24 protein-coding genes are annotated in these 26497 nt (G+C 68.9%); 11 read left to right on the top strand and 13 right to left on the bottom strand.

All coding sequences use genetic code 11. The features are described 5' to 3' along the window. Positions 1-20 precede the first annotated feature (20 nt). Complete coding sequence (locus HKK74_RS41360; RefSeq protein WP_187243250.1) at positions 21-557, bottom strand: CGNR zinc finger domain-containing protein; 537 nt, start codon at positions 555-557, stop codon at positions 21-23. Positions 558-582: 25 nt separating this feature from the next. Between HKK74_RS41360 and HKK74_RS12110 the strand changes: the two genes are divergently transcribed. After that, complete coding sequence (locus HKK74_RS12110; RefSeq protein WP_187243249.1) at positions 583-789, top strand: hypothetical protein; 207 nt, start codon at positions 583-585, stop codon at positions 787-789. Positions 790-912: 123 nt separating this feature from the next. Here the strand turns inward: HKK74_RS12110 and HKK74_RS12105 are convergent, their stop codons facing one another. After that, positions 913-1833 carry a 5'-methylthioadenosine/S-adenosylhomocysteine nucleosidase family protein gene (locus HKK74_RS12105; RefSeq protein ID WP_187243248.1) on the bottom strand — a complete coding sequence of 307 codons (921 nt, stop codon included), beginning with the start codon at positions 1831-1833 and terminating at the stop codon, positions 913-915. Continuing rightward, a complete protein-coding gene (locus HKK74_RS12100; protein ID WP_187243247.1) occupies positions 1830-3179 on the bottom strand; it encodes an AbeC-like domain-containing protein in 1350 nt (449 codons plus the stop codon). Before HKK74_RS12100 ends, HKK74_RS12105 begins: the two co-directional genes overlap by 4 nt. Before the next feature lie 481 nt (positions 3180-3660). On the opposite strand from HKK74_RS12100, the gene HKK74_RS12095 reads away from it, so the two are divergent. Beyond that, a complete protein-coding gene (locus HKK74_RS12095) occupies positions 3661-4410 on the top strand; it encodes an NUDIX hydrolase (protein WP_187243246.1) in 750 nt (249 codons plus the stop codon). Between the two features lie 128 nt (positions 4411-4538). Here HKK74_RS12095 and HKK74_RS12090 read toward each other — a convergent pair whose 3' ends face one another. Both HKK74_RS12090 and HKK74_RS12085 read right to left on the bottom strand, forming a co-directional pair. Then, positions 4539-6335 (bottom strand): MFS transporter, encoded by a 1797-nt coding sequence (locus HKK74_RS12090; RefSeq protein WP_187243245.1) that lies wholly within the window; start codon positions 6333-6335, stop codon positions 4539-4541. A 22-nt stretch (positions 6336-6357) separates the two neighbouring features. Continuing rightward, on the bottom strand, positions 6358-6816 hold the full coding sequence (locus HKK74_RS12085; protein WP_187243244.1) for a MarR family winged helix-turn-helix transcriptional regulator: 459 nt from the start codon (positions 6814-6816) through the stop codon (positions 6358-6360). A gap of 333 nt (positions 6817-7149) precedes the next feature. On the opposite strand from HKK74_RS12085, the gene HKK74_RS12080 reads away from it, so the two are divergent. Both HKK74_RS12080 and HKK74_RS12075 read left to right on the top strand, forming a co-directional pair. Then, the gene (locus HKK74_RS12080) at positions 7150-8079 is read left to right on the top strand and encodes an ABC transporter ATP-binding protein (RefSeq protein WP_187243350.1); all 930 of its coding nucleotides are present in this window, start codon (positions 7150-7152) and stop codon (positions 8077-8079) included. Next, positions 8076-8930: an ABC transporter permease gene (locus HKK74_RS12075; protein WP_187243243.1), complete on the top strand. Its 855-nt coding sequence runs from the start codon at positions 8076-8078 to the stop codon at positions 8928-8930. The genes HKK74_RS12080 and HKK74_RS12075 overlap by 4 nt, the downstream gene beginning before the upstream one ends. A 283-nt stretch (positions 8931-9213) precedes the next feature. Here the strand turns inward: HKK74_RS12075 and HKK74_RS12070 are convergent, their stop codons facing one another. Then, on the bottom strand, positions 9214-10437 hold the full coding sequence (locus HKK74_RS12070; protein WP_187243242.1) for a hypothetical protein: 1224 nt from the start codon (positions 10435-10437) through the stop codon (positions 9214-9216). A gap of 566 nt (positions 10438-11003) precedes the next feature. Between HKK74_RS12070 and HKK74_RS12065 the strand changes: the two genes are divergently transcribed. The 5 genes from HKK74_RS12065 (at position 11004) to HKK74_RS12045 (ending at position 16383) form a co-directional block, all read left to right on the top strand. After that, on the top strand, positions 11004-11498 hold the full coding sequence (locus HKK74_RS12065; RefSeq protein WP_222722197.1) for a (2Fe-2S)-binding protein: 495 nt from the start codon (positions 11004-11006) through the stop codon (positions 11496-11498). An 11-nt stretch (positions 11499-11509) separates the two neighbouring features. Next, positions 11510-12481: an FAD binding domain-containing protein gene (locus tag HKK74_RS12060; RefSeq protein WP_187243241.1), complete on the top strand. Its 972-nt coding sequence runs from the start codon at positions 11510-11512 to the stop codon at positions 12479-12481. A gap of 2 nt (positions 12482-12483) precedes the next feature. Continuing rightward, entirely contained in the window at positions 12484-14718 is a 2235-nt protein-coding gene (locus HKK74_RS12055; protein WP_187243240.1) for a xanthine dehydrogenase family protein molybdopterin-binding subunit, read from the top strand. 76 nt (positions 14719-14794) lie between these two features. Then, positions 14795-15367, top strand: a complete 573-nt coding sequence (locus tag HKK74_RS12050; RefSeq protein ID WP_187243239.1) for a TetR/AcrR family transcriptional regulator — start codon at positions 14795-14797, stop codon at positions 15365-15367. Between the two features lie 377 nt (positions 15368-15744). Further along, positions 15745-16383 (top strand): hypothetical protein, encoded by a 639-nt coding sequence (locus HKK74_RS12045; RefSeq protein ID WP_222722168.1) that lies wholly within the window; start codon positions 15745-15747, stop codon positions 16381-16383. A 141-nt stretch (positions 16384-16524) separates the two neighbouring features. On the opposite strand, the gene HKK74_RS12040 is transcribed toward HKK74_RS12045, so the two are convergent. Next, positions 16525-16914, bottom strand: coding sequence for a VOC family protein (locus HKK74_RS12040; protein WP_187243238.1), 390 nt, complete (start codon positions 16912-16914; stop codon positions 16525-16527). Positions 16915-17369: 455 nt separating this feature from the next. Here HKK74_RS12040 and HKK74_RS12035 point away from each other — a divergent pair, with 455 nt between their 5' ends. Both HKK74_RS12035 and HKK74_RS12030 read left to right on the top strand, forming a co-directional pair. Continuing rightward, complete coding sequence (locus HKK74_RS12035; RefSeq protein WP_187243237.1) at positions 17370-18731, top strand: MptA/MptB family glycosyltransferase; 1362 nt, start codon at positions 17370-17372, stop codon at positions 18729-18731. Positions 18732-18889: 158 nt separating this feature from the next. Next, positions 18890-20041, top strand: coding sequence for a glycosyltransferase (locus tag HKK74_RS12030; protein ID WP_187243236.1), 1152 nt, complete (start codon positions 18890-18892; stop codon positions 20039-20041). Here the strand turns inward: HKK74_RS12030 and HKK74_RS12025 are convergent. The 6 genes from HKK74_RS12025 to HKK74_RS12000 all read right to left on the bottom strand — a co-directional run bounded on the left by HKK74_RS12025 (position 20038) and on the right by HKK74_RS12000 (position 26366). Further along, positions 20038-20661, bottom strand: a complete 624-nt coding sequence (locus HKK74_RS12025) for a TetR/AcrR family transcriptional regulator (protein ID WP_187243235.1) — start codon at positions 20659-20661, stop codon at positions 20038-20040. The genes HKK74_RS12030 and HKK74_RS12025 overlap by 4 nt on opposite strands. Beyond that, on the bottom strand, positions 20661-21656 hold the full coding sequence (locus tag HKK74_RS12020; RefSeq protein ID WP_187243234.1) for a saccharopine dehydrogenase family protein: 996 nt from the start codon (positions 21654-21656) through the stop codon (positions 20661-20663). Before HKK74_RS12020 ends, HKK74_RS12025 begins: the two co-directional genes overlap by 1 nt. Continuing rightward, positions 21656-22501: a class I SAM-dependent methyltransferase gene (locus tag HKK74_RS12015; RefSeq protein WP_187243233.1), complete on the bottom strand. Its 846-nt coding sequence runs from the start codon at positions 22499-22501 to the stop codon at positions 21656-21658. The genes HKK74_RS12020 and HKK74_RS12015 overlap by 1 nt, the downstream gene beginning before the upstream one ends. Before the next feature lie 241 nt (positions 22502-22742). Then, positions 22743-24356, bottom strand: coding sequence for an alpha/beta fold hydrolase (locus HKK74_RS12010; protein ID WP_187243232.1), 1614 nt, complete (start codon positions 24354-24356; stop codon positions 22743-22745). A 256-nt stretch (positions 24357-24612) separates the two neighbouring features. After that, positions 24613-25713: a sensor histidine kinase gene (locus tag HKK74_RS12005; protein WP_187243231.1), complete on the bottom strand. Its 1101-nt coding sequence runs from the start codon at positions 25711-25713 to the stop codon at positions 24613-24615. Next, a complete protein-coding gene (locus tag HKK74_RS12000) occupies positions 25710-26366 on the bottom strand; it encodes a response regulator transcription factor (RefSeq protein ID WP_187243230.1) in 657 nt (218 codons plus the stop codon). Before HKK74_RS12000 ends, HKK74_RS12005 begins: the two co-directional genes overlap by 4 nt. Positions 26367-26497: the final 131 nt, after the last annotated feature.

Genomic DNA, 26497 nt, shown 5'->3' with positions numbered 1-26497 from the left:
CGCGCGGCGATCTCCCGCTCTCAGAACCCATCGGCACCGCCCTTCCGCCGGTTCCGGTGGTCGGCGACGTGCGTACGGTTCGCGCAGCGCGCGGAGCAGAAGCGCCTGCGGCCGTTGCGCGAGGTGTCGATGTACACGACGTCGCAATGTGATCGGGCGCAGAGACCGATCCGGTGGGTGTCTTCGCACAGCGCGTGAGCGAGGCCGGCCGCCGTAGAGGCCTTGATCCGGTCGACCAGTGGCGCATCGTCGTCGGCATAGTGAAAGTGCGGCGCTCGACCGTCGTGCTGGGAGATGCGGGGCGGGGCGGCGACGGTCGCGAGTAGTTCGTTGACCAGCAGTACGCGGCGCTCAACGGCCGGCTCGGAGAAGACCTCGCGAAGGCGGCCGGCCCACCGGGTGAGCTCGCGCGCCTCGACCGGGTCGACCTCGCAGGACGGCCGGTAGTCATAGGCCCTGATGATGTTCTCGAAGCTCTCGGGACCCGCGTCGGGTCCGGCGTTCACGATGGCGACGGCGAGTTGGGCGGCCACCCCACCGTAAGGGTTGAACTGCACCGAACCATTACATCAGGCTTGTTCCATGACCACCGGCTCATTGTGCGCATCCTGCGGATTCGACCTCGCCGAGGTGCCCTTCACCTCGATCCGGCACAGCTCCGAGGGGCCGGTCGCTTACCTGCGATGCGTGTGCGGCCAGTGGGTGATCGCCCTTGCCGGACAGGTGATCGGCGTGGCCGGCGACTCGGACTTCTCCGAACGCGCGGTGCCGAACGCCGCCGAGCGGTGACGCGCCGCCCGCCGACGCCGGACCCGGCTGAACCACGACAAGTCCGCACGCCGCCTCGGCGTCTGCGGCGCCCGTGGTGTCCTCAGGACACGACCTGGGCGTTGAACGTGAGCGTGAACTTCCTTAACGCGTGCTCGAGTGGACGCGCAGGTAGGGCAGCAGCTTGCGGAGAGCCGTCGCCGCATGCCATGACGCGACCCGATGATGGCCGTCGTTCTTGTCCGAACCGGCGTTGTCGGAGATGCCGCGGATGACGGCCCAGCCCTGCGGCCGCCCGGACCCGGCCGACTGTTCGTGGCATGCCTGGCTGAGGCCGCCGGCTTCCATGTCGACAGCGAGGATCTTGTCGTTGAACCCCGCCAGGTACTCGAGGATCTCGGCATCGCGGTCGGCGATCACCGCATCGCCCGATCCGATGGGACCGTTCCTCATCCGCATGAGACGCGTGGTTCCACCGGGGTCCTCGACAGAGAACTCGGCGGAATCGTGGTCGGTGAAGAAGGAGTTCACGGCGTGGCCCACCTCGGCTGGCGACTCACGCTCCTCTCCCCGGTGCCGCGTACCACTGGGCGTCTCCTTACGGAGGTCGTAATAGACCACGCGGGTGGCCACGACGACGTCGCCGACCTGGACGTCGTGGTGAATGCCGCCGCCGATCCCGGTCAGCACGATCACCTTCGGGTCATAGTGCCGGCGCAGGTTGTCGTACGCCGCCATCGTCGAACGTTGCCCCTGCCCGAGGGCTCGGATCGCGGCCACCTTGATGGGCGTGCCGTCCGCGTCGACATCGCCTTCGTAGAAGTGGAGCCCCCCAACCTGCTTCTTCGCCAAGCCCAGGGCGAGAAGAACTGCCCGGGTTTCCACACTGAGGATCGTGATGACTCCCACGTCCCAAAGCTCGCCGCTCTCCTCACCGGCTTCGGGCCGGTGCTCAGTGCTTGGCGCCGTCAGGTTCAGCACCGGATTGTGGCCGACGGCCGACGAGTCGACGTTCGTAGTGCCGCCGTAGTTGAGGATGCCGCTGACGTTCGGGTGCTCATTCACCGCTGAGCTCCTTCAGTGGAGGTTCCGGGAGCAGTGCCGTGTGCGGCACCGTGATTGACCTGCGCGTTGGGCCCTACCGCGGAGTTGTTGATATCGACCCGCCCGCCCATATTGAGCACGCTCGCATTAATGATCGTCTCGGCGCGTTTACTGAAGGCCGAGGTGTCCACTCCTCTGGACCTGAGGAACTCCTCGGTGGCCTTGAGCAGGCGTAGTTCGACGATCTTCATCTGGTCAAAGATCGTCGGATGGTCGAACTCTGAGTCGTGCCAGGAAACCGACTTCTCTTCACGGACGCTCAGCCGGGTCCCGACCAGAGCCCGTCGATACGGAAACAACGATCGGCCTTTTCGTGCCCTCACCGCACCGGCGAGCATCAGAGGGGTCCCGCTCAGTCGCCACATCTGTGCGACCTCAGCGGGCAGGTCACGTACTGCGCGTAGGGCGGAATACAGGAGCGCGCGTGGCCCACCCCGCGCGAACGTGTCGTACAGCTGGTAGTCCATCGGCGTACGGGTCAGCGCGCATGCGGCGAAGTCGAGGCTCAGTGACCGACCTTTGACCGTCACCCGTAGGAATACGGTGGTCACGAGTTCTCCCGAGCTGGTGACGCTCACTTCCAGGAAATGATGGGCGACGCAATGCGGGTCGTTGATGATCCTCTTCAGATCCTTGAGACCGGCTTTGACCTGGGATTCATCTCGCCCAGCGGCCATATCGGTTTCGGCGACGTAGACGCGGTCGCACACCCCCGGCCCCGGCAACCTGATCGGGTCGGTGGTACGGCGGATCATCTTCATCGCGTTTCTGAGGTGATCAACAAGTTCGTGCGCCTTGAACGGCGACTCGGCGAATTCCCGCGGTGCGTCGTCGTCACCGTCGCCATCGCGAGATCGCCGCAACTGAACCACCAGAGGTGGGCGCCAGCGGTGGACGAGCCGGCCGCTTCCCACGAAGAAGCCTGACACGTCATCAAGGTCGGGCAGCCTCAGGGCTTCGTCCGACTCGCCCTTCGGCTCGGGCCTGCGGTACACGACGAGCGGATCGCATTGCTGTCGGGCGATGGACTCTCCCCGCCTGGTGAGCTTCGTGGACCTGAAGGTCGTGGCTTTGCTCAGGACGGACAGTTCCAGTTGCCGGACGATGCCCACGGCCGCGATGACGCCGGCCACCAACACCAGAAGAGACATCGCGACGATCGTTGTGTCACGCAACGGAACGTTCGCCGCACCCGCCGCGCTGACCGGTAAGACCAGCAGCAGTACGCAGCCCACCGCGCTGACCCGGAGCATCCGGGTCTGCGCCGGCAGTTGAAGGTCTTCACGGGACACGTCGTAGCGCCGCATCCATCGATCGATGAGCTTCTTCGTCCTGAGCCGCAACACCGTCGGAGCCGTCCGCAGCATCGTGAGGACCAGGTACCAGATGCCGATGGCGCTGAGCGCGGTCACCGTGGCTGGCGGGTGCGACGCGTAGCCGATGAGGAACACCGAGAGGACGCATACGTGCTGTGTGGTCTCGAGCGCCCATGCTCGCCATGCGTGCTGGAGCACCGCGACGAGGTCGAATCCATAGGAGGGCGCGACCGTACGGTGAGCGTCGTTATGGACCTGCCGGATCACCTTGTTCCGGAACCCGCGGTCCAGGTACATCCCCGTGCACAGATGTCGAGTGGCCTCACCGCTTCGGTCAGTCCAGGGCGGAGGTTCTTTGACTAAGGAGACACGGGGGTGGCTCATGTCGCTCCCATGGCATGGTTTAGGTAGGCGTGACCTTAATTCGTCCCACTAGTTAAAGTCAAGGAGACCTTTAGTAAGGTGAGACGTGATGATCGACAATGACGGCGACCCTGGCCAGGTCCGCCCTGCGGCAGTAACCGTGGACCTGGTGATCCTGACAGTCCGCCATGACGAGCTTCATGTACTGCTCGTCGAACGAGGCAAGGAACCTCACCTGGGTCGGCTGGCCCTGCCCGGCGGTCACGTCCGCGAGAACGAGACCCTGGACCAGGCCGCGCTGCGTGAGCTGGAGGAAGAGACCGGTGTCAACGGACACCTTCTGCACTTGGAACAGGTGCATACCTACGGCGACCCTGGACGAGACCCACGGGGCCGGGTGATCACAGTCGCCTATCTCGCGCTCGGCCCGGATCTGCCGGTTCCGGTGGCAGGGTCGGATGCACAGGGCGCGCGGTGGGCACCGGTCGAGTCGGTGCTCGATGGCCAGATGGAGCTGGCGTTCGACCACTCCACCATCTTGCGGGAGTCCCTCGAGAGGGCAAGATCGCAGCTTGAGTACACGACGGTAGCGGCGGCGTTCTGCCCGGAACCCTTCACCGTCAGCGACCTGCGCAAGGTATACGAGGTCGTCTGGGGCTTCCCTCTCGACCCGAGCAACTTCCGGCGCAAGGTCACTCGCGCGGAACGCTTTCTCGAACCCACCGGTGAGTTCAGAGCACCGCAGATCGGGCGACCCGCGGCCCTCTACCGCCGGGGGGAGGCACGGCTGCTCTTTCCTCCCCTACTGCGCTCAGGAGACGTCGCCGACGCCCAGTTCACGGCGACGACCCTCCGCTGAGCACCGAGAGCCGAGCTGCATCTGGAGGCGTTCCTGCCCGCCGACGAGGCCACCACCCGAGATCCTGCGCGCCCGCGCCGCCCCGGGCTGGTTGAAAGCCTTCGGGTGTCTCCCGGGGTCTGGTCGGGTCAGGCCGCGGTGCCGCTGAGATCGGTCGCCAGGCTTGGGTTGACGATGAAGATGTGGCAGCGGGCGTGCCGTGCCAGCTCGCGGGCGGCACTCGCGTCCATCAGCGCGGCAATGCCGCCGTGAGTCGGAGCACCGACCACGATGAGCCGCGCGCCGATCTGGTCGGCGTGCTCGGCCACCATTCGCCCGGCCGCGCCGTGGTCGACCGGTCCGAGCAGTACCTCCCCCACAGCGGGTACGTCGCTCGCGGCGAACCGCTCCAAGTGCTGCGACACGATGGCGCGGGCCTCGTGGCTTTCGCCCTCGACGGCCGCCTCGCCGGTCACCGCGCTCTCCCGTACGTGCACCAGGTGTACGGCGCTTCCGCTCAGCGAGGCGATCCTGACGGCCTCGGCGACCACCAGCGCGGCGGCCGGTGAGGCGTCGATGGCCGCCACGATCGGTGCCGCTCCCGCGTCGGCTGCGGCCCACCCGTCGGCCAGGGGAGCGGCGTCGCCTGCGGCGGACAGCTCGTCACCGCCGACGATCACGCGAATCCGCCGGGCCGGAGCGGCCACCGCGTCGTCCACCGGCTCCTCGGCCCCGGCCACCACCTCGCCCGCACCTGCGGCCGCCTGGACGCGCTCGGCATGGGCCAGGTGACCGTGGGCGGTGGACAGGATCACGATCCCGAGGACGAGCGTCGCCGCGCCGATGTAGAAGGGCACGTGCACGTTGGTGTGCTCGACGAGCTTGCCCGCGGCGAAGGGCGCCAGGCCGCCGCCGATGAAGCGGACGAACCCGTACGCGGCCGAGGCGACCGAGCGCTCGACCGGCGAGACGGTCATCACGGCCTGCGTGGTGACGGTGTTGTTCACCCCGATGAAGACCCCCGCCACGATGACGGCCGTGATGAGCACGGGCGGGTGGGTCGTCCAGACGGCGATGACGAGCACCGTGACGGCGAACAGCGCCAGGTTGGCGTACAGCGTGCGGGCGATGCCGAAGCGGCGCTGCAACCAGGGGGCGCCGAAGACGGCGAACACCGCGACGAGAACGCCCCAGCCGGTGAAGACGAACCCGAGCGGGACGGCGCCGAGGCCCATCGGGAAGGGCGCGTAACCGAGGACGGTGAAGAACGCCCAGTTGTAGCAGAGCGCGGTCAGCGACATCGTCAGCAGACCGCGGTGGCGCAGGGCACGCAGTGGCTCCGTCAGGCCGGTCCTGCGTTCCGGTAGCGGCATCGGCCGTACCAGTACGGCGGTAGCGATCATGGCGATCGCCATCAGCGCCGCGACCCCGAAGAACGGCCCCCGCCAGCTGATGTCGCCGAGCAGGCCACCGAGCAGCGGACCGAACGCGATGCCCAGCCCGAGCGCGGTCTCGTACAGAATGATCGCGCCCACGAAGCCGCCGCTGGCCGAAGCGATGATCACGGCGAGAGAGGTGGCGATGAACAGCGCATTGCCGACCCCCCATCCGGCGCGGAAGCCGACGATCCCGCCGATGCCGGAGGAGGCGCCGGCGAGCGCGCTGAAGACGACGATCAGCGCCAGGCCCGTGAGCAGAGTGCGCTTGGCCCCGATGCGGCTGGAGACCCAGCCGGTGATCAGCATGGCGACCGCGGTCACCACCAGATAGCTGGTGAACAGCAGCGTGACCTGACTGGGCGTCGCGTTCAGCTCATCGGAGATCGCGGGGAGGATGGGGTCGACCAGCCCGATCCCCATGAACGAGACCACGCAGGCGAAGGCGACGGCGAACACCGCCTTCGGCTGCTTGAAGGGGCTCACGCTCGCACCGGCCACGTCACTCATCGGCACGCTCCATCTCGAGAACTCATGACGTCACGGCCCGGGCGGCCGCCGGTTCCTCGGGCAGCAGGCCGGCCAGGCTGTCGATGGCGGGAAGGGCCACGAAGAGGCCGGCGCGCTCGGCCTCGTCCAGGTGGGCCAGCGCCTCCGCGATGAGCACGGCCCGCACCCGCCTGCGCTGCGCCACGGCGGCACGCCCGGCGTCGGTGATGTGCACCTGTACGACCCGCCCGTCCTCCCGGTCACCCGCGCGTACGACGAGGCCCGCCTCCTGCAGGCGCGAGACGAGCTGCGTCATGGCGGGCTGGGTCACGCCGCCCTGTGTCGCGAGTTCGGTCAGCCTCAGGGGACCCGAGCGGTCCAAGGCCGACAACGTCAGCGCAGCGGTGAGCGAGAGGTCGCCGCGCGCGCTCATGCGCACGACGGCGCGGGTGAGCCGCTCGAGCGACGCCGCCACGACCTCACCGGTGGGGACGTCGCGCATGGTGGCCTCCGTCGAAGATCCTGGATCCATAAGGAGCTTATATTAACGCATTATGTACATGTCCGGTCGTCCAGGCAGTGGCTCTACCAGCCGGAGTGCACCGTGAAATCGGCCCCGAGCCGGCAAACCGAGCAACTCGGTTGATATGTCCGGGGTGGGCAACTTAGGTTGCTTGAGCCGGCCGATCGTCTGGAGAACGCTGGAACATCTGTTGCCGGGCCTCCAGGGCGCGATTGACGAAGGGCGTGTGGTGACGTGGTTCAGACCGACGAGACCGACCAGCGGAGCACCACGGCGAATGACGGCCCCGCCGTCGCGGTGCGGGATCTGCGCATGCGGTACGGCACGAAGGACGTGCTGCGGGGCGTCGAGTTCGAGATCCGGCCGAACGAGATCGTGTGCCTGCTCGGCCCGAACGGCGCCGGCAAGACCACCACGATCGAGATCCTCGAAGGCTTCCGTACGCGCTCGGCCGGAGAGGTCGAGGTACTCGGGGTCGACCCGGCCACCGGGGACGAAGACTGGCGCGCGCGTACCGGCGTCGTACTCCAGTCATGGCGCGACCACGCCAGGTGGACGCCGCGCATACTGCTGAGGCATCTCGGCCAGTACTACACGCCCTACTCCACCCCCGAACGCACACGTCCATACGATGTGGACGAGCTGATCAAGATGGTCGGCCTCGGCGAGCAGGCGGACCAGAAGGTCCTGACCCTGTCCGGTGGGCAACGCCGCCGCCTCGACGTCGCCATCGGCATCATCGGCCGACCGGAGCTGCTGTTCCTCGACGAGCCGACCGCCGGCTTCGACCCGCACGCCCGGCGGGAGTTCCACGAACTCGTCCAGCGGCTCTCCGAGCTGGAAGAAACGACGATCCTGCTCACGACGCACGACCTCGACGAAGCCGAGAAGCTCGCCGACCGCATCCTGATCCTCGCGGCGGGCCGGATCGTCGCCGACGGCACCGCCGACGAACTCGCCCGGCAGATCGCCGGCAAGGGTCAGGTGCGGTGGAGCCGGGGTGGTGAGCAGTTCGTCGACGCGCCGGCCGACGCCACCCGCTTCGTCCGCGAATTGTTCGCCGAGTACGGCGAGGAGATCGCCGACCTCGAGGTGCGCCGCGCCAGCCTGGAGGACACCTACATCACGCTGGTGCAGCAGCACGAGGGCGGCAATGCCGAAGAGGCGGCCGACACCATCGAAGCGCGCTCCAGCACCGAAACGCACTCGAACACCGACGAGGCCAGGGAGGGCGGGCGATGAACCGCACAGCGCACGCGGTCCGCATCGGCATCGCACGCGGCATGACGGAGTTCAAGCTCAGCCTCAAGAGCCCGCAGGACCAGAGCTTCTACCTGTTCACGGCCGTCGCCGCCATGATCTATCTCTTCTGGAACCGCAACGACAAGGTCGAGGGCACTTCGCTGCTCGCGCCGACAGTCGCGTTGCCGAGCATCCTCGGTCTAATGATCGCCTTCGGCACGGTCGTCGGCCCGGCGTACACACTCGCCATGGAGCGTGAGGACGGCACGGTGCTGCGCGCCAGGGCCGTGCCGCGCGGCATCCTCGGCTACGTCAGCGGCCAGGTCGTCTACCAGTCCATATCGATCGTCCCCATGTTCGCGGTGATCCTCGTACCGAGCTTCCTGCTCTTCGACGACCTGGCGCACCGGGGAGCGGCCGGCTGGCTCACGGTGCTGTGGGTCACCGTGCTCGGGCTGCTGGCGGTGCTGCCCATCGGCATCATCATCGGGTCACTGGCGCCCAACGCGCAGAAGGTCGGCACCTGGGGGATGCTTCCCGTCATGGTGCTCTCCGGGATCTCTGGGATCTTCTTCCCGCTCGACCAGTTGTGGGGCTGGGTCCAGGTGGTCGCGCAGATCTTCCCGATGTACTGGCTCGGGCTCGGGATGCGCTCGGCGTTCCTGCCCGATTCCGCGGCCGTGATCGAGATCAGCGAGTCATGGCGGACCTTGCCGACGGTCGGCGTACTGACCGCGTGGGCGGTCGTGGGCGCCGTCATCGCGCCCATCGTCCTCCGCCGCATGTCGCAGCGCGCGTCGGGCTCGGCGGTCGAGGCGGCGAAGGAGGCGGCTGCCCAGTGGGTCCGCTGATGGAGCGCGGCCCGGTGTGCGGACGGCCGAGGGTGTCGTCACCCTCCGCCTGACCTGCCCTCGGGGCCCGGTCGGCGTTTCCGCGGAAACGTCTCCGCGGAATGCTTCTGCGGAGACGTTCTGCCGGAGCTGACCACCCGCTCGGTCCGGCCCGGCCGCGCGAACCCGCCGCGACGGGTGCGACGCGCTCGTGCGGCGCGGTCGAACCGCCGGCGCGTACGCCACCGGCCGGCCGGACTCATCGAGCGTTCGGGCCGGGGCATCACCACACGGATCGGTGCGGTCAGCCGGCCGGGCGGGTGCGGGACGCGACCCTCTCGACACCGGCCTGCGTGTAGCCGACGTCGATGGTCCCGCCGGTCGGCGGGATGTCGGCACAGGTGAGCCGATTGATCTCCCTGGCGCCCACCCGGGTGATCAACTTGCCCTTCAGTCCCTGGCCAGGTCCAACCCGGTCGGCGTCCACCTTGAACTTGTACGTTCCGGTACGGACCTCGACCTGGCAGGTCACCTGCAGGCCGAGCAGACCCAGCGCCTTCACCACCTCGTCCTGGTCGACCTTCCGGGGCTCGATGGGCAACGACAGGACTCCCTGCACGCACAGCGAGCCCATACGAGCGTTCAGGGTGCCGTAGACGGCCGCCGGATTGCGGAGCTTGTACACGTCGACGCGCAAATCGAGAGCGTTGTAGGCACCCTTTCTCGCCAGCGCCGCGTTGTCTCCGGGCATGAACGGCAATTGCCTCCATACGCTCTTCCCGGACTTGGTCGCCTGCGTGTCCTGTACAAGCAGAGCCAGGAGATCGAGTAGCTCATCGTACCTGTCCGAGATGTTGTCTCCGCCGCCCCAGTCGGTTCGCCACTGGTCGATATCGCTCTTGTTCGCCTCCCTCTCCACGGGATCGTACGGTGTATTGCTCGACCACCAGATCGCGGAATATCCGCCCTGATAACCTTGCACGAGGTACCGCGTACCATCGTGGTGAACTTCCACGAGGAAATTATGCAGGCCGCCCAGATCGCAGTCGAGGATATAGATCTCATCCGGACCGGCCGGCTTCTCCTTCAGCTTGGTGACCGCCAAACCGACGGTGTCCTTGGTGAAATCGTTCCTTTCCGTGTGCGAGATCGTGGCGCCGTAGTTCTCCCGCAGCCGGCTCAGGATGTTCACGGTCGTCATGCCACAGTTGGCCCATAGCACCGAGAGCCGGCCCAGAACGTCCTTGTAGTCGGCACCGGTCAGCGCGCTTTCATGCCAGCCGGCCATGACGAGTTCTTCTTCGGGGAGCACGGGGCGGAAGACCGATACCGTGAGCAACCTACGAGCGGAATCGATGAATTCATCCCAGGTGCGGTACCGCTGGGCGCTCGTGTCCTTGCCATCGGAGACCAACCGATCAATAAAGCCGACCAGCGCTTCGGGGGCGACCTTCTCGACCTGCCTGATTCTCTCTTTGCCCACCTCAGGAAGGGTCGAGAGGGCCGAGGCCGAGTACTCCTCTACCACGATCATCATGAGCTCCCGTCTGGTCGCCACCTTGGGCAGGTGGGGCGATCACCGATCGTAAATGGCCGCACATTGGCTGTCCATGAGAAGACGATTCCCGCGCGAGCCGAATCCGCAATTTCATCGCGTCAGCAATTGGCAGGGTCGAGACGGCACGATGATCCGCGTCGACGACGCTTGTATCCGTTTCCGTCAACCGACGGTGCGGTGGGCGACCGTGCGCCGCCCTCTCGGCCCGGGGCGGCACGGTGTCGCGCGAGAAGACCCATCCCGCCCCGGCTCTGCCGGCACAGCCGGCAGAGGTCCCCATTGACGCAGATTCTCCATGATGAGACGGTATGTCTCATACAAGAGAGTGCTTGTCCGATGGCCGGCGGCGCTGCGCCCGCCATGACGAACGGGAGCCCATGGATCACTCAAGTGGACCGAATCCGCCCGATCCCGAGCCGCAGGACGCCACCGCCGACGGGATGTCCCGTCGCGGCTTCCTCGTGCGCTCGTCGGCCACGTCGGGCGCGGCCCTGCTGATCGGAGCTCAGGCGGCGAAGCCTGCGGCCGCCGAGGCGATGCCGAGCCGCACTGCGCCGCCCGGCCAGGCGGTGGTCGACGTGACCCTGCACGTCAACGGGCGGGCGGAACGCCTCCGCCTCGACGCGAGGGTCACCCTTCTGGACGCACTGCGCGAACGGCTGCATCTGACCGGGACGAAGAAGGGCTGCGACCGCGGCCAGTGCGGTGCCTGCACCGTCCACGTCGGCGGCCGGCGGGTGCTGTCCTGCCTCACGCTGGCCGCCGGCGTGAACGGTGAGCAGGTCACGACGATCGAAGGCCTGGCGGACGGCGACCGGCTCCATCCCATGCAGCAGGCGTTCATCGACTGCGACGCGTTCCAGTGCGGATTCTGCACCCCCGGTCAGATCATGTCGGCCACGGCCCTGATCCGGGAGGGGCACACCCGGTCGGACGAGGAGATCCGGGACTTCATGTCCGGGAACATCTGCCGCTGTGGCGCCTACCCGAACATCGTCGAGGCGGTCCGGGCCCGCCGGATCCCGAGATGAGGGGCCGGTAGATGCGACCCATCACCTTCACCGCGCTCTCGACCGTACGCGAGGCACTGGAGCGGCCGGCCGGCGGATCGGCGTATCTCGCGGGGGGCACCACGCTCATCGATCTGATGAAGCTCGAGGTCATGACGCCCTCCCACGTACTCGACATTCGCAGGCTGCCGCTACGCGGCATCCGCCGCCAGAGCGACACGCTCGTCATCGGCGCCATGGAGCACATGAGCGACGTCGCCGACCACGAACTCGTCACCGGCGCGTATCCGGTGCTCGCCGAAGCCCTGGTGCAGAGCGCCTCGCCGCAGATCCGGAACATGGCCACGATCGGCGGCAACCTGCTGCAGCGCACCCGCTGCGGTTACTTCCGCGACACGACCACACCCTGTAACAAGCGCGCACCCGGCAGCGGCTGTCCAGCGATCGACGGCGAGAACCGCATGCACGCGATCTTCGGTACGAGCGACGCGTGCGTCGCCACGCATCCGAGCGATCTCGCCGTGGCACTGGTGGCGCTGGAGGCCTCCGTACTTCTGCGGAGCCGGAGCGGCGAGCGGAGCGTACGCCTCGACGACTTCTATCGCCTGCCCGGAAGCACCCCGCACCAGGAGAATCAGCTGCTCCCGGGCGAGCTGGTCATGGGCGTGTCCGTCCCCGCGCTCTCCTGGGCGCGTCGCTCCACCTATGTGAAGGTCCGCGACCGGCGGTCGTACGAGTTCGCACTGACCTCGGCGGCCGTCGCCGTCGACGTGAAGCACGGCCTCATCGCCGACGCGCGGGTCGCCGTCGGCGGCGTGGGCACCAAGCCCTGGCGGCTCTCCGGCGTCGAGAGGGCCCTGAAGGGCAGGCCGATGCGGCAGGACACGTTCGAGTCGGCCGTCGCCCGCGCGGCAGACGGCGCCCGGCCGCTCTCGCACAACGGCTTCAAGCCGGCTCTCCTCCGGCGAACCATCGTCCGTGCTCTCGTGAAACTGGCAGGTTGACCATGGTCACATCTTCACCGGGCAGATCCGTCGACCGGGTCGACGGCGCCGCGAAGGTCACGGGTGCCGCCAAGTACGCCGCCGACAACCGGCTGCCCGGGATCGTCCACGGCCACCTCGTGACCAGCACGATCGCCCGCGGCACCATCCGCTCCATGGACGTCCGCGCAGCCCGCGCCGCGGCGGGCGTGATCGCCGTTTACACGCCCGCCGACCCGCTCAGGCTGCTCCCACCGCAGAACCCGATCATCCAGATCGCCGGGGAGGCGCGGCGTCCCCTGCAGGACCGTGAGGTGCGTTACCACGGTCAGATCATCGGCCTGGTCGTCGCCGAGACCTTCGAGCAGGCGCGCGACGCGGCCGCGCTGGTCAGGGTGACCTACCGTCCCCACGGCGATCCCCTCCGGGCCTCTTTCGCGGAGGCCGCCCGCGATGCCGTCATCCCGGATCCGCCCTGGAGCCAGCCGGTCTACTTCCGCGCCGACGGGGTCACCCCCATCGACCAGGCGCTGGCGAACAGTCAGGTCACCGTCTCGGCCACGTACGACCAACCGCCCAAACAGCACAACGCCATGGAGCCGCACTCGGCCGTCGCGATGTGGGAAGGCGGCCGGCTGACCGTCTACAGCGGCACCCAGGGTCCGGCACTGCACGCTCTGGAGATCGCCGAAGCCCTCGGCGTCGACAAGCGGAACGTCCACGTCATCAGCCCGTACGTGGGTGGCGGCTTCGGCGGCAAGGTCGTCACCTGGGCACCCACCCTGCTCGCGGCGGCCGCCGCACGTGCCCTCGGCCGGCCGGTCAAGGTCGTGACGACGCGTGAGCAGCTCTTCACCGTCACCGGGCATCGTACGGAATTCACCCAGCAGGTCACGCTCGGCGCGAGCAGGGACGGCAGGCTGAACGCGGTGAAACACGAGGGCGTCTCGAACATGCTGATCGAGAACCCGACCCGTGTCGTGGGCGAGCTCTACGACTCACCCAACCTGCACCTCGTCACGCGCATCGCGACGATGGACGTGCCGAAGACGACCATCATGCGGGCACCGGGTTATGAGGCGGGCTCCTTCGCCCTGGAGTGTGCCATGGACGAGATGGCGGGCGAGCTCGGCATGGATCCGGTCGAGCTGCGCACGAAGAACGATCTGACGACCAGTTACCCCCTGCCGGAGGCGTCCGAGCGACTGCCCTTCTCCAGCAGGCATCTGAAGGAGTGCTACCAGGTCGGGGCCAGGCGATTCGGATGGTCGCGCCGCCGCGCCGAGCCGCGTGCGGTCACCGACGGCGACCGGCTCGTCGGCATGGGCATGGCCAGTGGCGTCCTGCCCGCCTCGCAGTTCGTGGCGGCGGCCCGCGTACGGTTCCGAGCCAACGGCACAGTCAACGTGGCGAGCGCCAACGCCGATCTGGGCACCGGAGCGCTGACCGCCCTGGCCATCCTCGGAGCCGACAGCCTGGGCATTCCGGTCGACCGGGTCAAGCCGGCGCTCGGCACCTCCCTCCTGCCCGTCAACTGGGAAGGGGACGCCATGATGGGCGCGGCCGGGTCGGCGGGCACGACGACGCTCGCCTCGGCCGTGCACACCGCCGCACGCGACGCGATCAAGGCATTGATCGCACACGCGGTGGCGCACGAGGCCTCGCCCTTCCACGGCATGGACACCGAGGACGTGCACTACGAGAGGGGCGTCCTGACGGCGGGCGCCAAGAGCACGCCCTTCGGCCGATTGCTGACCACCACCCGGACCGGCGGTATCGAGGCGACCACGGTGGCCGAACTCAAGGAGGAGGCCGATCGCTACGCCTTCGCGTCCTACGCCGCCTACTTCTGCGAGGTCAGGGTCGATCGCTGGACCGGCGAGGCACGCCTGTCCCGCATGACCACCGTGGTCGACGCGGGAGCCATCGTCAACGCCAAGACCGCCCGTAGCCAGATCGTCGGCGGCATCATCATGAGCCTCGGCCAGGCGCTCCTCGAAGACGCGCGCCTGGAGGCGGACACCGGCAGGATCGCCAACGCCAACCTCGCCGACTACCTCCTGCCCGTCAACGCCGACGTCCCGCCCCTGGACGTGCACTTCCTCGACCATCCCGACACCAATTACAACCACGCCGGGGTCCGCGGTCTCGGTGAACTCAGCAGCGTCGGAGCCGCCGCGGCCATCGCCAACGCGGTCTACAACGCCACGGGGGTGCGAGTACGCCAGCTTCCCATCACACCCGACAAACTCATCTGAGCGCTTAGAGGAACACCATGCGTTGCAGAGGTACATACCATCAGTTATCACACCCCGTGCTGTACCCTCGCTGCTGATGACCAGGAGCGCAGCGCTACGCGACCGGGTGGCCGCCGGAATTCTCGACATCGCGGCCTCGGTCTTGGCCGAGCGCGGCGAGCAGGCGAACATGACCGAGATCGCCGAGGCGGCCGGCGTATCGCGGGCCACCCTGTACCGCTACTTCCCGAACCGCGAGGCGCTGCTGCGGGCGCTCCAGGAGACCGCGATCACAGACCTCACTGCACGCATCGCCGACGCCCGGCTCGACACGGTGCCGGTGGACGAGGCGATCGCCCGGTTGACCCGCGCGTTCATCACGGCGACCAGCAAATATCGGGCGCTGACCATGCTGAAGAAGACTCCGGAAGTGTCCGCGCAGGCCAACCGCCTGTTCGCCGATCCGTTGCACGACCTGTTCCGCCGGGGCGAGGCCGAGAACAGGTTCCGTACAGATCTGCCGATCGAGACCCTGATGGAGCTTTACATCAGTCTTCTGGAAGGCGCCGTCTCGCGGGTCATCCAGGGACGACTCGGCGTCGAGCAGACGAGCGCCGCCATCACGACCCTCTTTCTCAACGGCGTGCTGCGAGACCCCGCCCGCGGCTGAAGCACCGCCCACCTGGGTTTCCCGTCTTCTTCAACACGCCTCATGTTTGGACAAGGTGCCTCACATATGGGCAGCCTTGTCTTTGTCTGAGCAAGTCGCCATCCCGATTCGCTCAGCGGAATATCTCTCGTGGCCATGAATTTCCGCGAGCTCGGCCGGTTCAGTTCTCCGGCGTCGAAACGCCGGCAACCCCAAGCAGGCTGCGGAAACAACGACGGAAGCTCTGATCGCCTTGCCAGGCCGCTTCCCACGCGGCGCGGTCCACCGCTCATGAACCGCTGAAAACCCATGGCGCGGGCGAGGTACCCGCGCACGGTCTGACACGAACCGCTGAAAACCCATGGGCGCGGGTGAGGTGCTCGCGCACGGTCAGAAAGGTGAGAACAATCAATCGCACGCACATCGCGCTGCTGAGCGCTCTGGGAGTGGCCGCGATCGCGGTCTCCGGGTGTGGCAGTGACGAACCTGATGTCATTGCGGGGTTGGAGTCGTCGGCGCCCGCGCCGGCGGCCCCCGGCACCACGGACCAAGGTGCACCGGACGCGGGCGGCGGTGGCGGGCCGGTGACCTCGCCGGGCACGGCGCTGAGGATCGGACAGCGTGCCGTCGTCCCGTTCAAGTACGGCAGTAAGACCGGCACGATCGCGATCACTGTGACCGCCATCGAGCAAGGCGACCAGGCGGCGTTCAGCGCCAGATTCGGGGCCAGGGCCAACGGGATGGTCCCCTACTACATCCGCTACTCGATCGAGAACGTCGGTGGCACCGATCTTTCGTCCAGTTCGGCTCCGCTCCTGAGGGCCATCGGTCCTGACGGCCGGAGTACGGGTGTCGGCGTGATCGGCGATCTCCCTGCCTGTGAGCGTGGGCGCGCGACCGACCAGTTCACCAGCGCCGGCGCGAAGTACGAAGCCTGCAGACTCCAGGCGGCACGTCAGGGCGGCGAAGTGGCCGGAGCGGAGTACGACGAGTCAGAGGGCGGGTACCGGGACAGTCCCATCGTGTGGAAGAAGTAAATCCCTCACCCGCACATGAGGATGTGCAAGCACGCCCGGCGAGGGGACCCGCACGATCCAGGACAGGTCGTGCGGGTCACTCTGCACCGGCGCCACCATGGATCGGCAACACCCGAGGTCCCGGATCCGCAGGGCCTCCGATCAGGGGCGGCGGCCCGCAAGGACGCAGAACTCGTTCCCCTCTGGGTCGGCAAGACAGACCCAGCTCTCATCGCCGGTTTGGCCGACGTCGGCATGTCGAGCACCTAGGTCGAGCAGGCGACGGACCTCTTCGTCTTGCTCCCTGTCGGTTGGGTTGACGTCGAGGTGGAGCCTGTTCTTGACGGTCTTGCCCTCGGGCACGTGCGCGAATGTCAACGTCGGTGGCACTGGGCCAAGGCGGTTCTTGCCTTCAGGCACCATAGGGGGGCCAATTGTGACAATTCCTTCGTCTTCGTCTTGCACCTCGTAGTCAAGGACCGAGCACCAGAACCGGGCGAGACCGTTGGGATCGGCACAGTCGATCGCAAGCTCGGTGAACTTACTGGTCATGTCAGGACCTCCCAGTCAAGTAGCGGTCCGCCAAAGGCCACCCGCTAATCGCAGTGTTCGACGGCGAGGTAAGCCATGCGTGGTGTGCGTTCATCGAGGGCTTGGTGGGGTCGCAGAGCATTGTAGGTGTGGCGGAACAGGTTGACTTCGACGGCGAGGAGTACTTGGTGGCGTAGTCGATGACTGCGCAGATCCGCCAGATCCCACCGTGAGCGCGCCGCTCGCGGCGACCACAAGGGTTTTCCACACCTCTGTGGATGACGCGCTGACACCGCGAACTAACGCTCGGCCGAACCATTCATCCGATCTTCGACTGTTCATCGCCGGGCCGCCACACCCACTCCCGACGACGTACGTGAGGGTGCGTGGGGGGCATCGGCGCCGCAGGGTCGTCCACGGGGAGCCGGCGCCACGCCCCGGTCGGTCCACCCGCACATCCTGGGAGCCGCGGCACCATGAACGTGGAGACATACCGCGACGCCGGTTCCGCTCCCGTCGCATGGCGTGCCGCCGCACGCCGCCGAAGGTCGCGCGCGGCGGCCGTCCGGACCCGGATGGCCTGGACGGCGGCGGCGCGGATCGGCATGGCCGCCTCCACGACGGCCCTGCTCATGACCGTTCTGCTGGGCACCGCAGCGCCGAACGCCAACACGGCCGCGGTACGAGGGCCGCTCTCGGTGCTGGCACCGCTGCCGCCGGTGCTGTCCTATCCGGCCGCCTGGCTGTCGACGGTGCTGGCCGGGCTCGGGCTGGGTGCGTTGCTGCTCGCGTACGCCCGGGGCTGGCGTCCCGATCCCGGGCGGCTGCTGATGCTGAGCGCCGGCGCCGTGGCCCTGCTGGTCAACCTCACCCCGGTCGGATCGTCCGACACCGCGAGCTACGCCGCGTACGGCCGGCTGTTCGCGACCGGGACGGACCCCTACGAGCATTCGCCGGCGTCACTCGGCGGGCCGTACGCGTCGGTCGTCGCCTCCGACTGGCTGCACACACCGTCGGTGTACGGGCCGTTCGCCACGTTCGCGCAGGCGGCGGCCGCCCGGCTCGGTGCCGACGACCCCGCGACGACGATCTGGCTGCTCATGGTCGCGGGCGGCGCCATGTTCCTGCTGGTGGGCGGTCTGCTCGTCCGCATCGCCGCCGAACCCTCCCGGGCCGCCCTGCTGTGGGCGGCCAACCCGCTGCTCATCCAGCAGCTCGTCGGCGGCGGCCATATCGACGTCTTCGTCGTCGCGGCGGCCGTCGCAGCGGTGTTCCTGGCGCGGCGCTGCCTGCCGTCCGGCATGCTCGTCGGCGTCGGCTGCGGATTCAAGGCCAACGCCGCGCTGGTCGGAGCCGGTCTGGTGTGGGAGCGGTTGCGCCGGAGGGACCACGCCGGTCTCGTACGGCTCACCGCCGGGGCCGGTGCCGTGGTCGCGGCGGCGTACCTCACCGTCGGCCGGGAGGCGTTGGGGCCGCTCTTCGAGGCGACGAGCCTGGCCGGCGCCGACTCACCGTGGTCGCTGGTCACGTCGGCGCTCGGCGTGATGGACCGCGAACTTGCGGCGGCGGTGACCCGGTTCGGCTGGCCGTTCGCCCTGGTCGTCGTGGCCGTGCTGCTGCTCCGCAAGCTCCCCGAGGACGCGCCGCACGTGGTCCGCACGCAGTTCGCCCTCGCGCTTGCGTGGGTGCTGGTCGCCCCCTGGATCATGCCCTGGTACACGGCGCTCGCCTGGGGATTCCACGCCCAGTTGCCGGCGACCCGGCTGACCCGGTGGCTCATCGCCTACACCGTCGTCATGGGCTGCCTGCACAACTCCGGTGGCCATACCGCCGGCTGAGCGCCGCCGGGCACCTGATCACGACCGCTTCGGCCAAGGTTCGCGGTTCTGTCATGTCAGGTTGCCGGTCCCGGTGACCGGCCACGCCATCATCGCGTGCGTCGCGCCGTCACCAGTCTCGGGCGCGGGGCGGGAGCGGGCATGAGGCGGGAGCGGGCATGAGGATCGTGCGGCTGGCCAATTTCGTGACGCCGTCCTCGGGCGGGATGCGCACCGCGCTGCGCGAACTGGGCACCGGATACGCGGCGGCCGGGCACGAGCCGGTGCTCATCGTTCCCGGGCCCGAGCACCGCGACGAGGACACCGGCCAGGGACGGGTCATCACCCTGCCGGGACCGGTGGTGCCCGGCACCGGCGGCTACCGCGTCATCACCGCGCGCCGGTCGCTGCGGCGGCTGCTCGACGAGCTCACGCCGGACCGGATCGAGGTCTCCGACCGTACGACCTTGAAGTGGACCGGGGCGTGGGCGCGGGCCCGCGGGGTCCCGTCCATGATGGTGTCCCACGACAGCCTCGCCGGGCTGGTAGGGCTGCTCGGACCGCGGCGGCTGCCGCTGCAGTGGCTGGCCGACCGGTACAACGGCGTGGTCGCGTCATCGTTCGACGTCGTGCTCTGCACGACCGAGTGGGCCGCCGCCGAGTACCGCCGGGTCGGGGCGGCCAACCTCGTCCGGGCGCCGCTCGGCGTCGACCTCGCCCTGTTCGGGCCGGAGCGGCGGAGCGAGTGGCTGCGTTCCACGCTGGCGGCACCGGACGAGGTCCTGCTCGTGCACTGCAGCCGGCTGTCCCCGGAGAAGCGCCCGGAGCGGGCCGTCGACACGCTGGCCGAGCTGCGGCGCAGAGGCGTGCCGGCCGTCCTCGCCGTCATCGGGGCGGGACCACGGCACGGGGCGCTGGTGGCGCTCGCGGACGGGCTGCCGATCCGCTTTCTCGGTCATGTCGCCGACCGGGACCTGCTGGCCGGCCTGCTCGCCACGGCCGACGTCGCGATCGCTCCCGGCCCGGTGGAGACCTTCGGGCTGGCCGCGCTGGAGGCGCTCGCCAGCGGCACACCGGTCGTCGTCAATCGCCTGAGCGCTCTGCCCGAGGTCATCGGCTCGGCCGGGGTGGCCGCCGACGACCATGCCGCGGCCTACGCCGACGCGGTCGAAGGACTGCTCGACCGGCCGGAACACCACCGCAGAGCCGCGGCCCGCGCCCAGGCCGAGCGGTTCGACTGGCAGACGGCCGTGGACGGCTTCTTGCACGCTCACCGGCTGTCGCCCCTGACCGTGAGCACCGGCTCCTCATCCCTGCCCGGAGTCGTCTAGTTACGGGGACCGATGCCGTCGAGTACGGCGGCGACCAGGTCGTCGATCGGTGCCGGCGGCGGGGCCGAGTGAGTCGCGGCGTCGTGGAAGAGCAGCGAGATGACCGCCTCGTGACAGACGCCCACGATCATCGCCGTGGCGGCGTCGATCTGCGCGTCCGGGGCGAGCCGGCCCAGATCGCGTTCCGCGCGCAAGTGGCCGGCCAGGCGATCGCGCCAGTCGGTGCCGCGCTCGGCGAGCTCGGCGAATCGGGCGAGGACCTTCGGCTGGGCGATCATCCCCGCGATGGCGGGCAGGATCGCCCGGTGCAGTGCCATGCCATAGGCGATGTGGGCGCGTAGACCGGCTTCGACGGTGCCCGCGCCCGGCTCCGGGAGCTCGCCCAGTTCGCTCTCGATGCGCCGGACATGGGCGCGCAGAGCCAGCGCCAGCAGCTCTTCCTTGTCGGCGAGATGGTTGTAGAGCACGCCGTCGGCCACGCCCGCCTCGCGGGCGATCGCGCGCACGGTGAGCCCGACCGTTCCCCGCTCGGAGATCATGCGTTCGGCGGTGGCGATGAGATGCTCGCGCAGACTCCGCTCGCCGCCGTCGCGCAGCACCGCCGCTCTTCTCGGTGACATCACTCCGCCTCGTGGTGAACCGCGCCGAGGTCGAGGTCGAAACCGTGCCCGGCGAGCTCCGTCAGGAACCCGACCGGTTCTATCACCTCGTCGATGTGCCGGACACCCGCCGGCAGCGCGTCGAGCTGCCGGACGACCAGCGCGGCGGCGAGCCCGGTCGCCCGGCTCTGCCGCCGCCCGGTGAACGACGCCGTGTGCGCGCCCGAGGTGACGGTCACGGCGAACCCGTCGCCGCCGACGTGCGCCCTCGTGAGCAGGGCCGACGCCGCAGCGCGTACGCGGGGTGCGCTCAGCAGCCGCGTGACGACGGGCCGGCGCGCCGCGGCCAGCACGGTCGTGAGAGCGCGCGAGTCGAGGCACATCCCCGTCGTGACGCGCTCGACGCCGAGCGTGCCCGGCAGCGTTTGCTGGTCGGAGAACGGGAAGCGATGGACCGTACGAGTGCCGTACGGCTGCGGGAAGTCCATCTGCGACGACGGCCCGACCCGGGCGAACCCGTCCAGCGTCCACTCGATCGACGCCGGGCCGTGCCGCTCGCCCATGCCGACGAGCACGCCGATCCGCACGTCCGCGCCGCCGGACCGCTCGGCGCAGTGGCGGGCCAGCAGGTTCGTGACACCGGGCGCCAGGCCCACGCTGAGCACGGCCGTGGCGGAGTGCTCAGCAGCGAGCTCGTCGAGTGTCTCGATGGCGACGAGCACGTCGTATGACGCCGAGACGTCGACGTAGTGGACGCCCCGCTCCACACAGGCCCGGGCGATCCGTACGTTGTCCCGCTCCACGCACATGAGCACGGCGTCGGCACCGTCCAGTGCGCGTTCGAGGTCGGCGTCGTCGCTCAGGTCGACCCGCAGCGAGGCGGCCCCGGCGACCGTTCGAGCCTTCGCCGGATCGCGGCCGGCGACCACCACCGCGCCGGGACACCACTCCGCCAGCGCGGTGGCGGCCTCACGGCCGACGGCGCCGTACCCGCCGAGCACGACGATCCGCTCCATCAGCCCACGCCGGGGCGCAGCGCGGTGACCAGCCACGCCGTACCCCGCAGCCGGACGCCCTCGGGCGTCTCGAACGGCCGCAGCGCGGGGATGAGCGCCTCCCGCGCCTTGGCCGCGGCCTCGGGGCCGGCCTGTTCCATGTGAAACCTGACCGGCCCCCAAGCGCTGATGAACTCCGCCGCGTCGGCGACGTCACGGCCCCACCTCCCGTCCGCCTCTACGTGTGTCGCGGTGACGTCCTGGAACCCGGCGCCCGTCAGCACCTCCTGAATGCGCGCAGGGTCGGCGAACGACGTGGGCCCGGTCCCGTCCGGTCCGGTCGGACGCGGGAGGTACGCGGCCATCGCGCCGAACACGCTCGCCATGTCGGTGCCCTCGAGCCCGGTCATGCAAAGGAAGGCGAGCCGTCCGCCCGGGCGTAGAGCACGGCCTACGTTGCCGAACGCACCCACCGGATCGCCGAAGAACATGATCCCGAACCGGCTGATCGCTACGTCGTGACCGTCGGCCGGGAACGTGTGCACCTGAGCGTCACCCTGCTCGAAGGTCACGTTCGAGACGCCCTCCTCGTCCGCCCGGGCGCGCGCCCTGGCCAGCATGGGGGCGGACAGGTCGATCCCGTGCGCCCGCCCGAGCCGCGCCCGACCGGCGGCCAGCCTGGTCAGCTGACCGTTGCCGCAGCCGATGTCGAGCACCCGATCTCGCTCACCGACCCGCGCCGCGTCGAGCAGGTACGCGTTGAATCCACCGTTCACCGCGTCGTAGCGGTCGTCGTGAGCGGCCCAGTGCTCGCCCTCGTAGCCGTTCCACGCCTCAGCCTGCTCGGTGTTGACGATGCCCGCCATCGGACCTCCCGCGCCTGATATGAACGTATGTTCATGAACTTACGTTCATACTGTCGCGCGATCGAGGCCACGTCAACATCACTGGAGTTCCACGGCGAAGAGGCGGCGTTCGCGAACCGTCTGAGGGGGGACCGACCTGCCGTTACGAACTCAGCTCGGCGACGATCGGTCACGCCAGCAGCGGGATTGCGGAAAGGGGCCTCCGCCGTTCAGAGGCCCCTTTCCACCCGGGAACCCGCCCCTAGGAGACTGGCGGGGTCGGGTCACCGAGCTGGGAAATGTGGACGGTGTCCTGCTCGGGCAGGGTGCCCTTCAGGAAGTAGGCGTCGTAGTAGGAGTCCACACCGCCCGGGCGGAGGTCGCCGCGGTGCACGATGCAGTGCGTGCGGTCGCCGTCCTGGACGACCAGGTGTGAGCCCCTGAGGATCTTGTGCAGCTCGAGCGCGCCGGCGTAGGGCGTGGCCGCGTCCTCGGTGGACTGGAACATCAGGATGTTCTTCGGCAGGTCCCTCGTCTGGCCGACCTCGACCGGCGTACCGGCCTTGGCGTGCCAGAACAGGCAGGGGGCGTTGAACCAGACGTTGCCCCACGTCTCGAACGGCGCCTCCTCGTTGACCCGGACCGCATCGCGGTGCCATTTCCGCCAGCTCTGCGGCCACCGTACGTCGGTGCACTGGACGGCGTTGTAGACGGCGAACCCGTTGTCGTCGCTGCCGCCGGTGGTCTGCGCGCCGAAGGTCGCGGCGAAGGTCGCGTCGTCACCGGACTCATGCGCCGACAGCGCACTCGCATACGAGTCCCACACGCTCTGGCTGCGCCGGTAGGCGGCGTTCTGGACGGCGTCGACGAGCTCGTCCGGGCCGACCGCGGTCTTCGCCCCGCTCTGCGGGTCCTCGTAGGTCACCGGCTGATGGGCCAGCTTGGCCTGGAGGCCGTAGTAGAAGTCGCGGACCTTCGCCTGGGTGTCGCCGAGGTGGTACCGGCTGTCGTACTTGGCGATCCAGCCGAAGTAGTACTCGATGTTCTTGTCGAACGCACGGTCCTGGGCGAGCTGGGCGTCGTACCAGACGTTCCCCGGGCCGACATTGCCGTCGAGAACCATGCGGCCGACGTTCTTCGGGAAGACGGTGGCATAGGTCTGGCCGAGGTAGGTGCCGTAGGACGCGCCGTAGTAGTCCAGTTTCCGGTCACCGAGCGCCGCCCGGATCGTGTCCATGTCACGAACGGAGTCGATGGTCTTGATGTGGTCGAGCAGGTTCACCTCGGCGCCCGCGCCGAACCGCTCGGCGCAAGCGTCGGCGTAGGCCTTGGCCCTCTTCAGCCAGACCACGCCGGTCTCCCTGTCCCCGGTGCCGTACGCCGGCCGGGGGGCGTTGCTGTAGTTCGCGTCACAGGTCAGCTTGGGCGTGCTGAACCCGATGCCACGCGGGTCGAACCCGATGACGTTGTAGGCGGCCTGCATCGGGGCGGAGTTCTGGGCGAAGACGCCCGGGCCGAACAGCGCCCCCTCACCGCCCGGCCCTCCGGGGTTGACCAGGATGTTGCCCTTCGCCTTGCCCGAGCCGGTGTGCGGCGTCCGGGTCAGCTCCAGAGTGATCTTCTGGCCGTACGGGCGGGCGTGGTCCAGCGGCACGCGCAGCTCGGCGCACTGGATCCTCGTCGACACCGGGGTCGCGCCGAGGCCGTCGTAGGCCTTCGCTCCCGTGACGATGTCCGCCTGACAGGGATGCCAGGCGAGCTTCGCCGGCTGGAAGGCACCGGGCCGAACCGTGGTGGCCGACGCGCTCGTAGCGCCGTGGAGACCGAACCCGGTGAGCAGACCGGCTGTCGCGGCGGCGGCGACAAGCTTCTTCACGAACCCCCCAAACAGGCTGAACAGCCTTAATACGAACAAAAAGCAAATCAGAGGAGATTTTGTCCGTTAGGCGACGCCGGGTGGAAGGTTGTCCACATGAACTTTGCCGAAGCTTGACGCGCCGCCCTGGAGCCGCGGCTGTGCGTGGTCCGCCCGGGTGCCGCACGATCAGCCGCTGCCGTGCGGCTGATCGTCGCCGCCTGGCCGGCCCGGCCCGGACGCCCCTGACTCCGCGACCGGGGCGGGAGGCGTCGGATCACTCGGCCGGCAGCTCGACGGTGATGGTGAGACCGCCCTCGCCGCGGGGGTGTGCGGTCACGCCGCCTCCGTGGGCGTCGGCGATGGCCCGGACGATGGAGAGCCCCAGCCCGCTGCCGCGCTCGGACCGCAGCCGGTCGCCGTGCAGGCGGCGGAACGGCTCGAAGATGTTCTCGACCTCGTAGGGCGGAACCACGAGCCCGGTGTTGGCCACCACCAACTCGACCCGGTCGGCCCGCCACCGGGTGGTCACCCAGACCTCGCCCTCCTTCTCGTTGTGCCGGATCGCGTTCTCGACCAGGTTCTGTACGAGCCGCTCCAAGAGCACCGCGTCGCCGGCGGTCGGTGCTGCGTCCAGCAAGCGGTGCACGGTCACATCCCGTTCCTCGGTCTCGGCGACGACCTGGTCGAGGACGTGCTCTACCACGTCGGTGAGGTCGAGGGGACGGCGGTCGAGCACCGTCTGCTCGCCTTCGGCCAAGGCCAGGAGCCCGTCGATCAGGCGCTCGTGCCGGGTGTTGACCACCAGGAGTGACTCACCGAGCCGCTTGACGTCCTCGGTGGCATCGGGCCGCCGCACCGCCACATCCACCAGGGTCCGATTGATGGTGAGCGGGGTGCGCAACTCGTGGGAGGCGTTGGCGACGAATCGCCGCTGACCGTCGAACGCGCGAGCCAGCCGGCCGAGCATGGTGTCGAAGATGTCGGCCAGCTCTTTGCCATCCCCAGGCGGGCCCGCGTGCCCGATGCGCTCGGTGAGGTCATGGCTCTGGGCGACCCGCCGGGCGGTCTCAGTCACTCGCCGAAGGGGACGCAGCGCCCAGCCGGCGGTCCACCAGCCCAGTCCGACGGCCACGGCGGCCGCCGCGCCGACCGTGATCGCGCCCCAGAAGACCAGCAGGTCGAGCGTCTCCCGCTGGAGAACCGCTATCGGATGGGGCGGGACGTAACCGCAGCACAGCTGCCGCATCGCCTCGTCGAACTGCGCGCGCTGGCGGCCTTTGATCAGCAAGTACAGGGCGGCTACCAGCGCGGCACCGACGCAGAGCACGACCGCTCCGCACAACAGGCCGAACCGCAGCCGGATGGTGAGCCTCATGGGATCCGGTACCCCGCTCCAGGAACGGTTTCGATGATCGGCGGCTCGCCGAGCTTACGACGCAGTTTCATCACCGCGATCCGTACGGCGTTGGTGAACGGGTCGGTGTGCTCGTCCCACACCTTCTCCAGCAGCAACTCGGCGGACACGACCGCTCCGCCGGCGCGCAGCAGCTCGGCGAGGACGCCGAACTCCTTGCGGGCCAGCGGCACGTAATACCCGTCGCGGTAAGCCTGCCGGCGGGCTCGGTCGAGCAGTACCCCCGCACGCTCCAGCACCGGCGGCTCGGCGGGTCGTGCCCGGCGCGCGAGCGCGTGCACCCGGGCGAGGAGTTCCGCGAAGGCGAACGGCTTGGCCAGGTAGTCGTCGGCACCGAGGTACAGACCCTCCACACGGGAGCGCACGTCACTGGCGGCGGTCAGCATGAGCACCCGTACCAGCCCACCGGATGCGATCACCGCCCGGCACACGTCGTCGCCGTGCACGGCCGGCAGGTCGCGATCCAGGACGAGCACGTCGTAGTCATTGACGGCCAGCCGCTCCAGCGCCCCGCCTCCGTCATACGCGACGTCGACGGCGAGCGCCTCCGCGCGCAGCCCCTCGGCGATCGAGTCCGCGAGCGTGCGCTCGTCCTCGACGATCAATACACGCAACGTGCCCTCCCAGACCATGACGTACGGGTGTGCGTCACGCGGTACGGGCGCGCGGGCACATTCCGGTCCAGCCTGCCCCGACAGGTGTATCGGGAGCGTATCCGGATTCGGATATCTCCGGGATAGCGACC

Origin of the sequence: Actinomadura alba, assembly GCF_014323705.1 — a bacterium.
Classification (GTDB): Bacteria; Actinomycetota; Actinomycetes; order Streptosporangiales; family Streptosporangiaceae; genus Actinomadura_C; species Actinomadura_C alba.
This window is presented reverse-complemented; position numbering and strand designations above follow the sequence as displayed.

Coding starts and splice junctions, on each gene's coding strand:
- HKK74_RS12110 (WP_187243249.1), top strand. CDS start 583: ATGACCACCGGCTCATTGTGCGCATCCTGCGGATTCGACCTCGCCGAG.
- HKK74_RS12100 (WP_187243247.1), bottom strand. CDS start 3,179: ATGCGGCGCTACGACGTGTCCCGTGAAGACCTTCAACTGCCGGCGCAG.
- HKK74_RS12095 (WP_187243246.1), top strand. CDS start 3,661: ATGATCGACAATGACGGCGACCCTGGCCAGGTCCGCCCTGCGGCAGTA.
- HKK74_RS12090 (WP_187243245.1), bottom strand. CDS start 6,335: ATGAGTGACGTGGCCGGTGCGAGCGTGAGCCCCTTCAAGCAGCCGAAG.
- HKK74_RS12085 (WP_187243244.1), bottom strand. CDS start 6,816: ATGCGCGACGTCCCCACCGGTGAGGTCGTGGCGGCGTCGCTCGAGCGG.
- HKK74_RS12080 (WP_187243350.1), top strand. CDS start 7,150: ATGCGGTACGGCACGAAGGACGTGCTGCGGGGCGTCGAGTTCGAGATC.
- HKK74_RS12075 (WP_187243243.1), top strand. CDS start 8,076: ATGAACCGCACAGCGCACGCGGTCCGCATCGGCATCGCACGCGGCATG.
- HKK74_RS12065 (WP_222722197.1), top strand. CDS start 11,004: ATGCCGAGCCGCACTGCGCCGCCCGGCCAGGCGGTGGTCGACGTGACC.
- HKK74_RS12060 (WP_187243241.1), top strand. CDS start 11,510: ATGCGACCCATCACCTTCACCGCGCTCTCGACCGTACGCGAGGCACTG.
- HKK74_RS12055 (WP_187243240.1), top strand. CDS start 12,484: ATGGTCACATCTTCACCGGGCAGATCCGTCGACCGGGTCGACGGCGCC.
- HKK74_RS12050 (WP_187243239.1), top strand. CDS start 14,795: ATGACCAGGAGCGCAGCGCTACGCGACCGGGTGGCCGCCGGAATTCTC.
- HKK74_RS12040 (WP_187243238.1), bottom strand. CDS start 16,914: ATGACCAGTAAGTTCACCGAGCTTGCGATCGACTGTGCCGATCCCAAC.
- HKK74_RS12035 (WP_187243237.1), top strand. CDS start 17,370: ATGAACGTGGAGACATACCGCGACGCCGGTTCCGCTCCCGTCGCATGG.
- HKK74_RS12030 (WP_187243236.1), top strand. CDS start 18,890: ATGAGGATCGTGCGGCTGGCCAATTTCGTGACGCCGTCCTCGGGCGGG.
- HKK74_RS12025 (WP_187243235.1), bottom strand. CDS start 20,661: ATGTCACCGAGAAGAGCGGCGGTGCTGCGCGACGGCGGCGAGCGGAGT.
- HKK74_RS12020 (WP_187243234.1), bottom strand. CDS start 21,656: ATGGAGCGGATCGTCGTGCTCGGCGGGTACGGCGCCGTCGGCCGTGAG.
- HKK74_RS12015 (WP_187243233.1), bottom strand. CDS start 22,501: ATGGCGGGCATCGTCAACACCGAGCAGGCTGAGGCGTGGAACGGCTAC.
- HKK74_RS12005 (WP_187243231.1), bottom strand. CDS start 25,713: ATGAGGCTCACCATCCGGCTGCGGTTCGGCCTGTTGTGCGGAGCGGTC.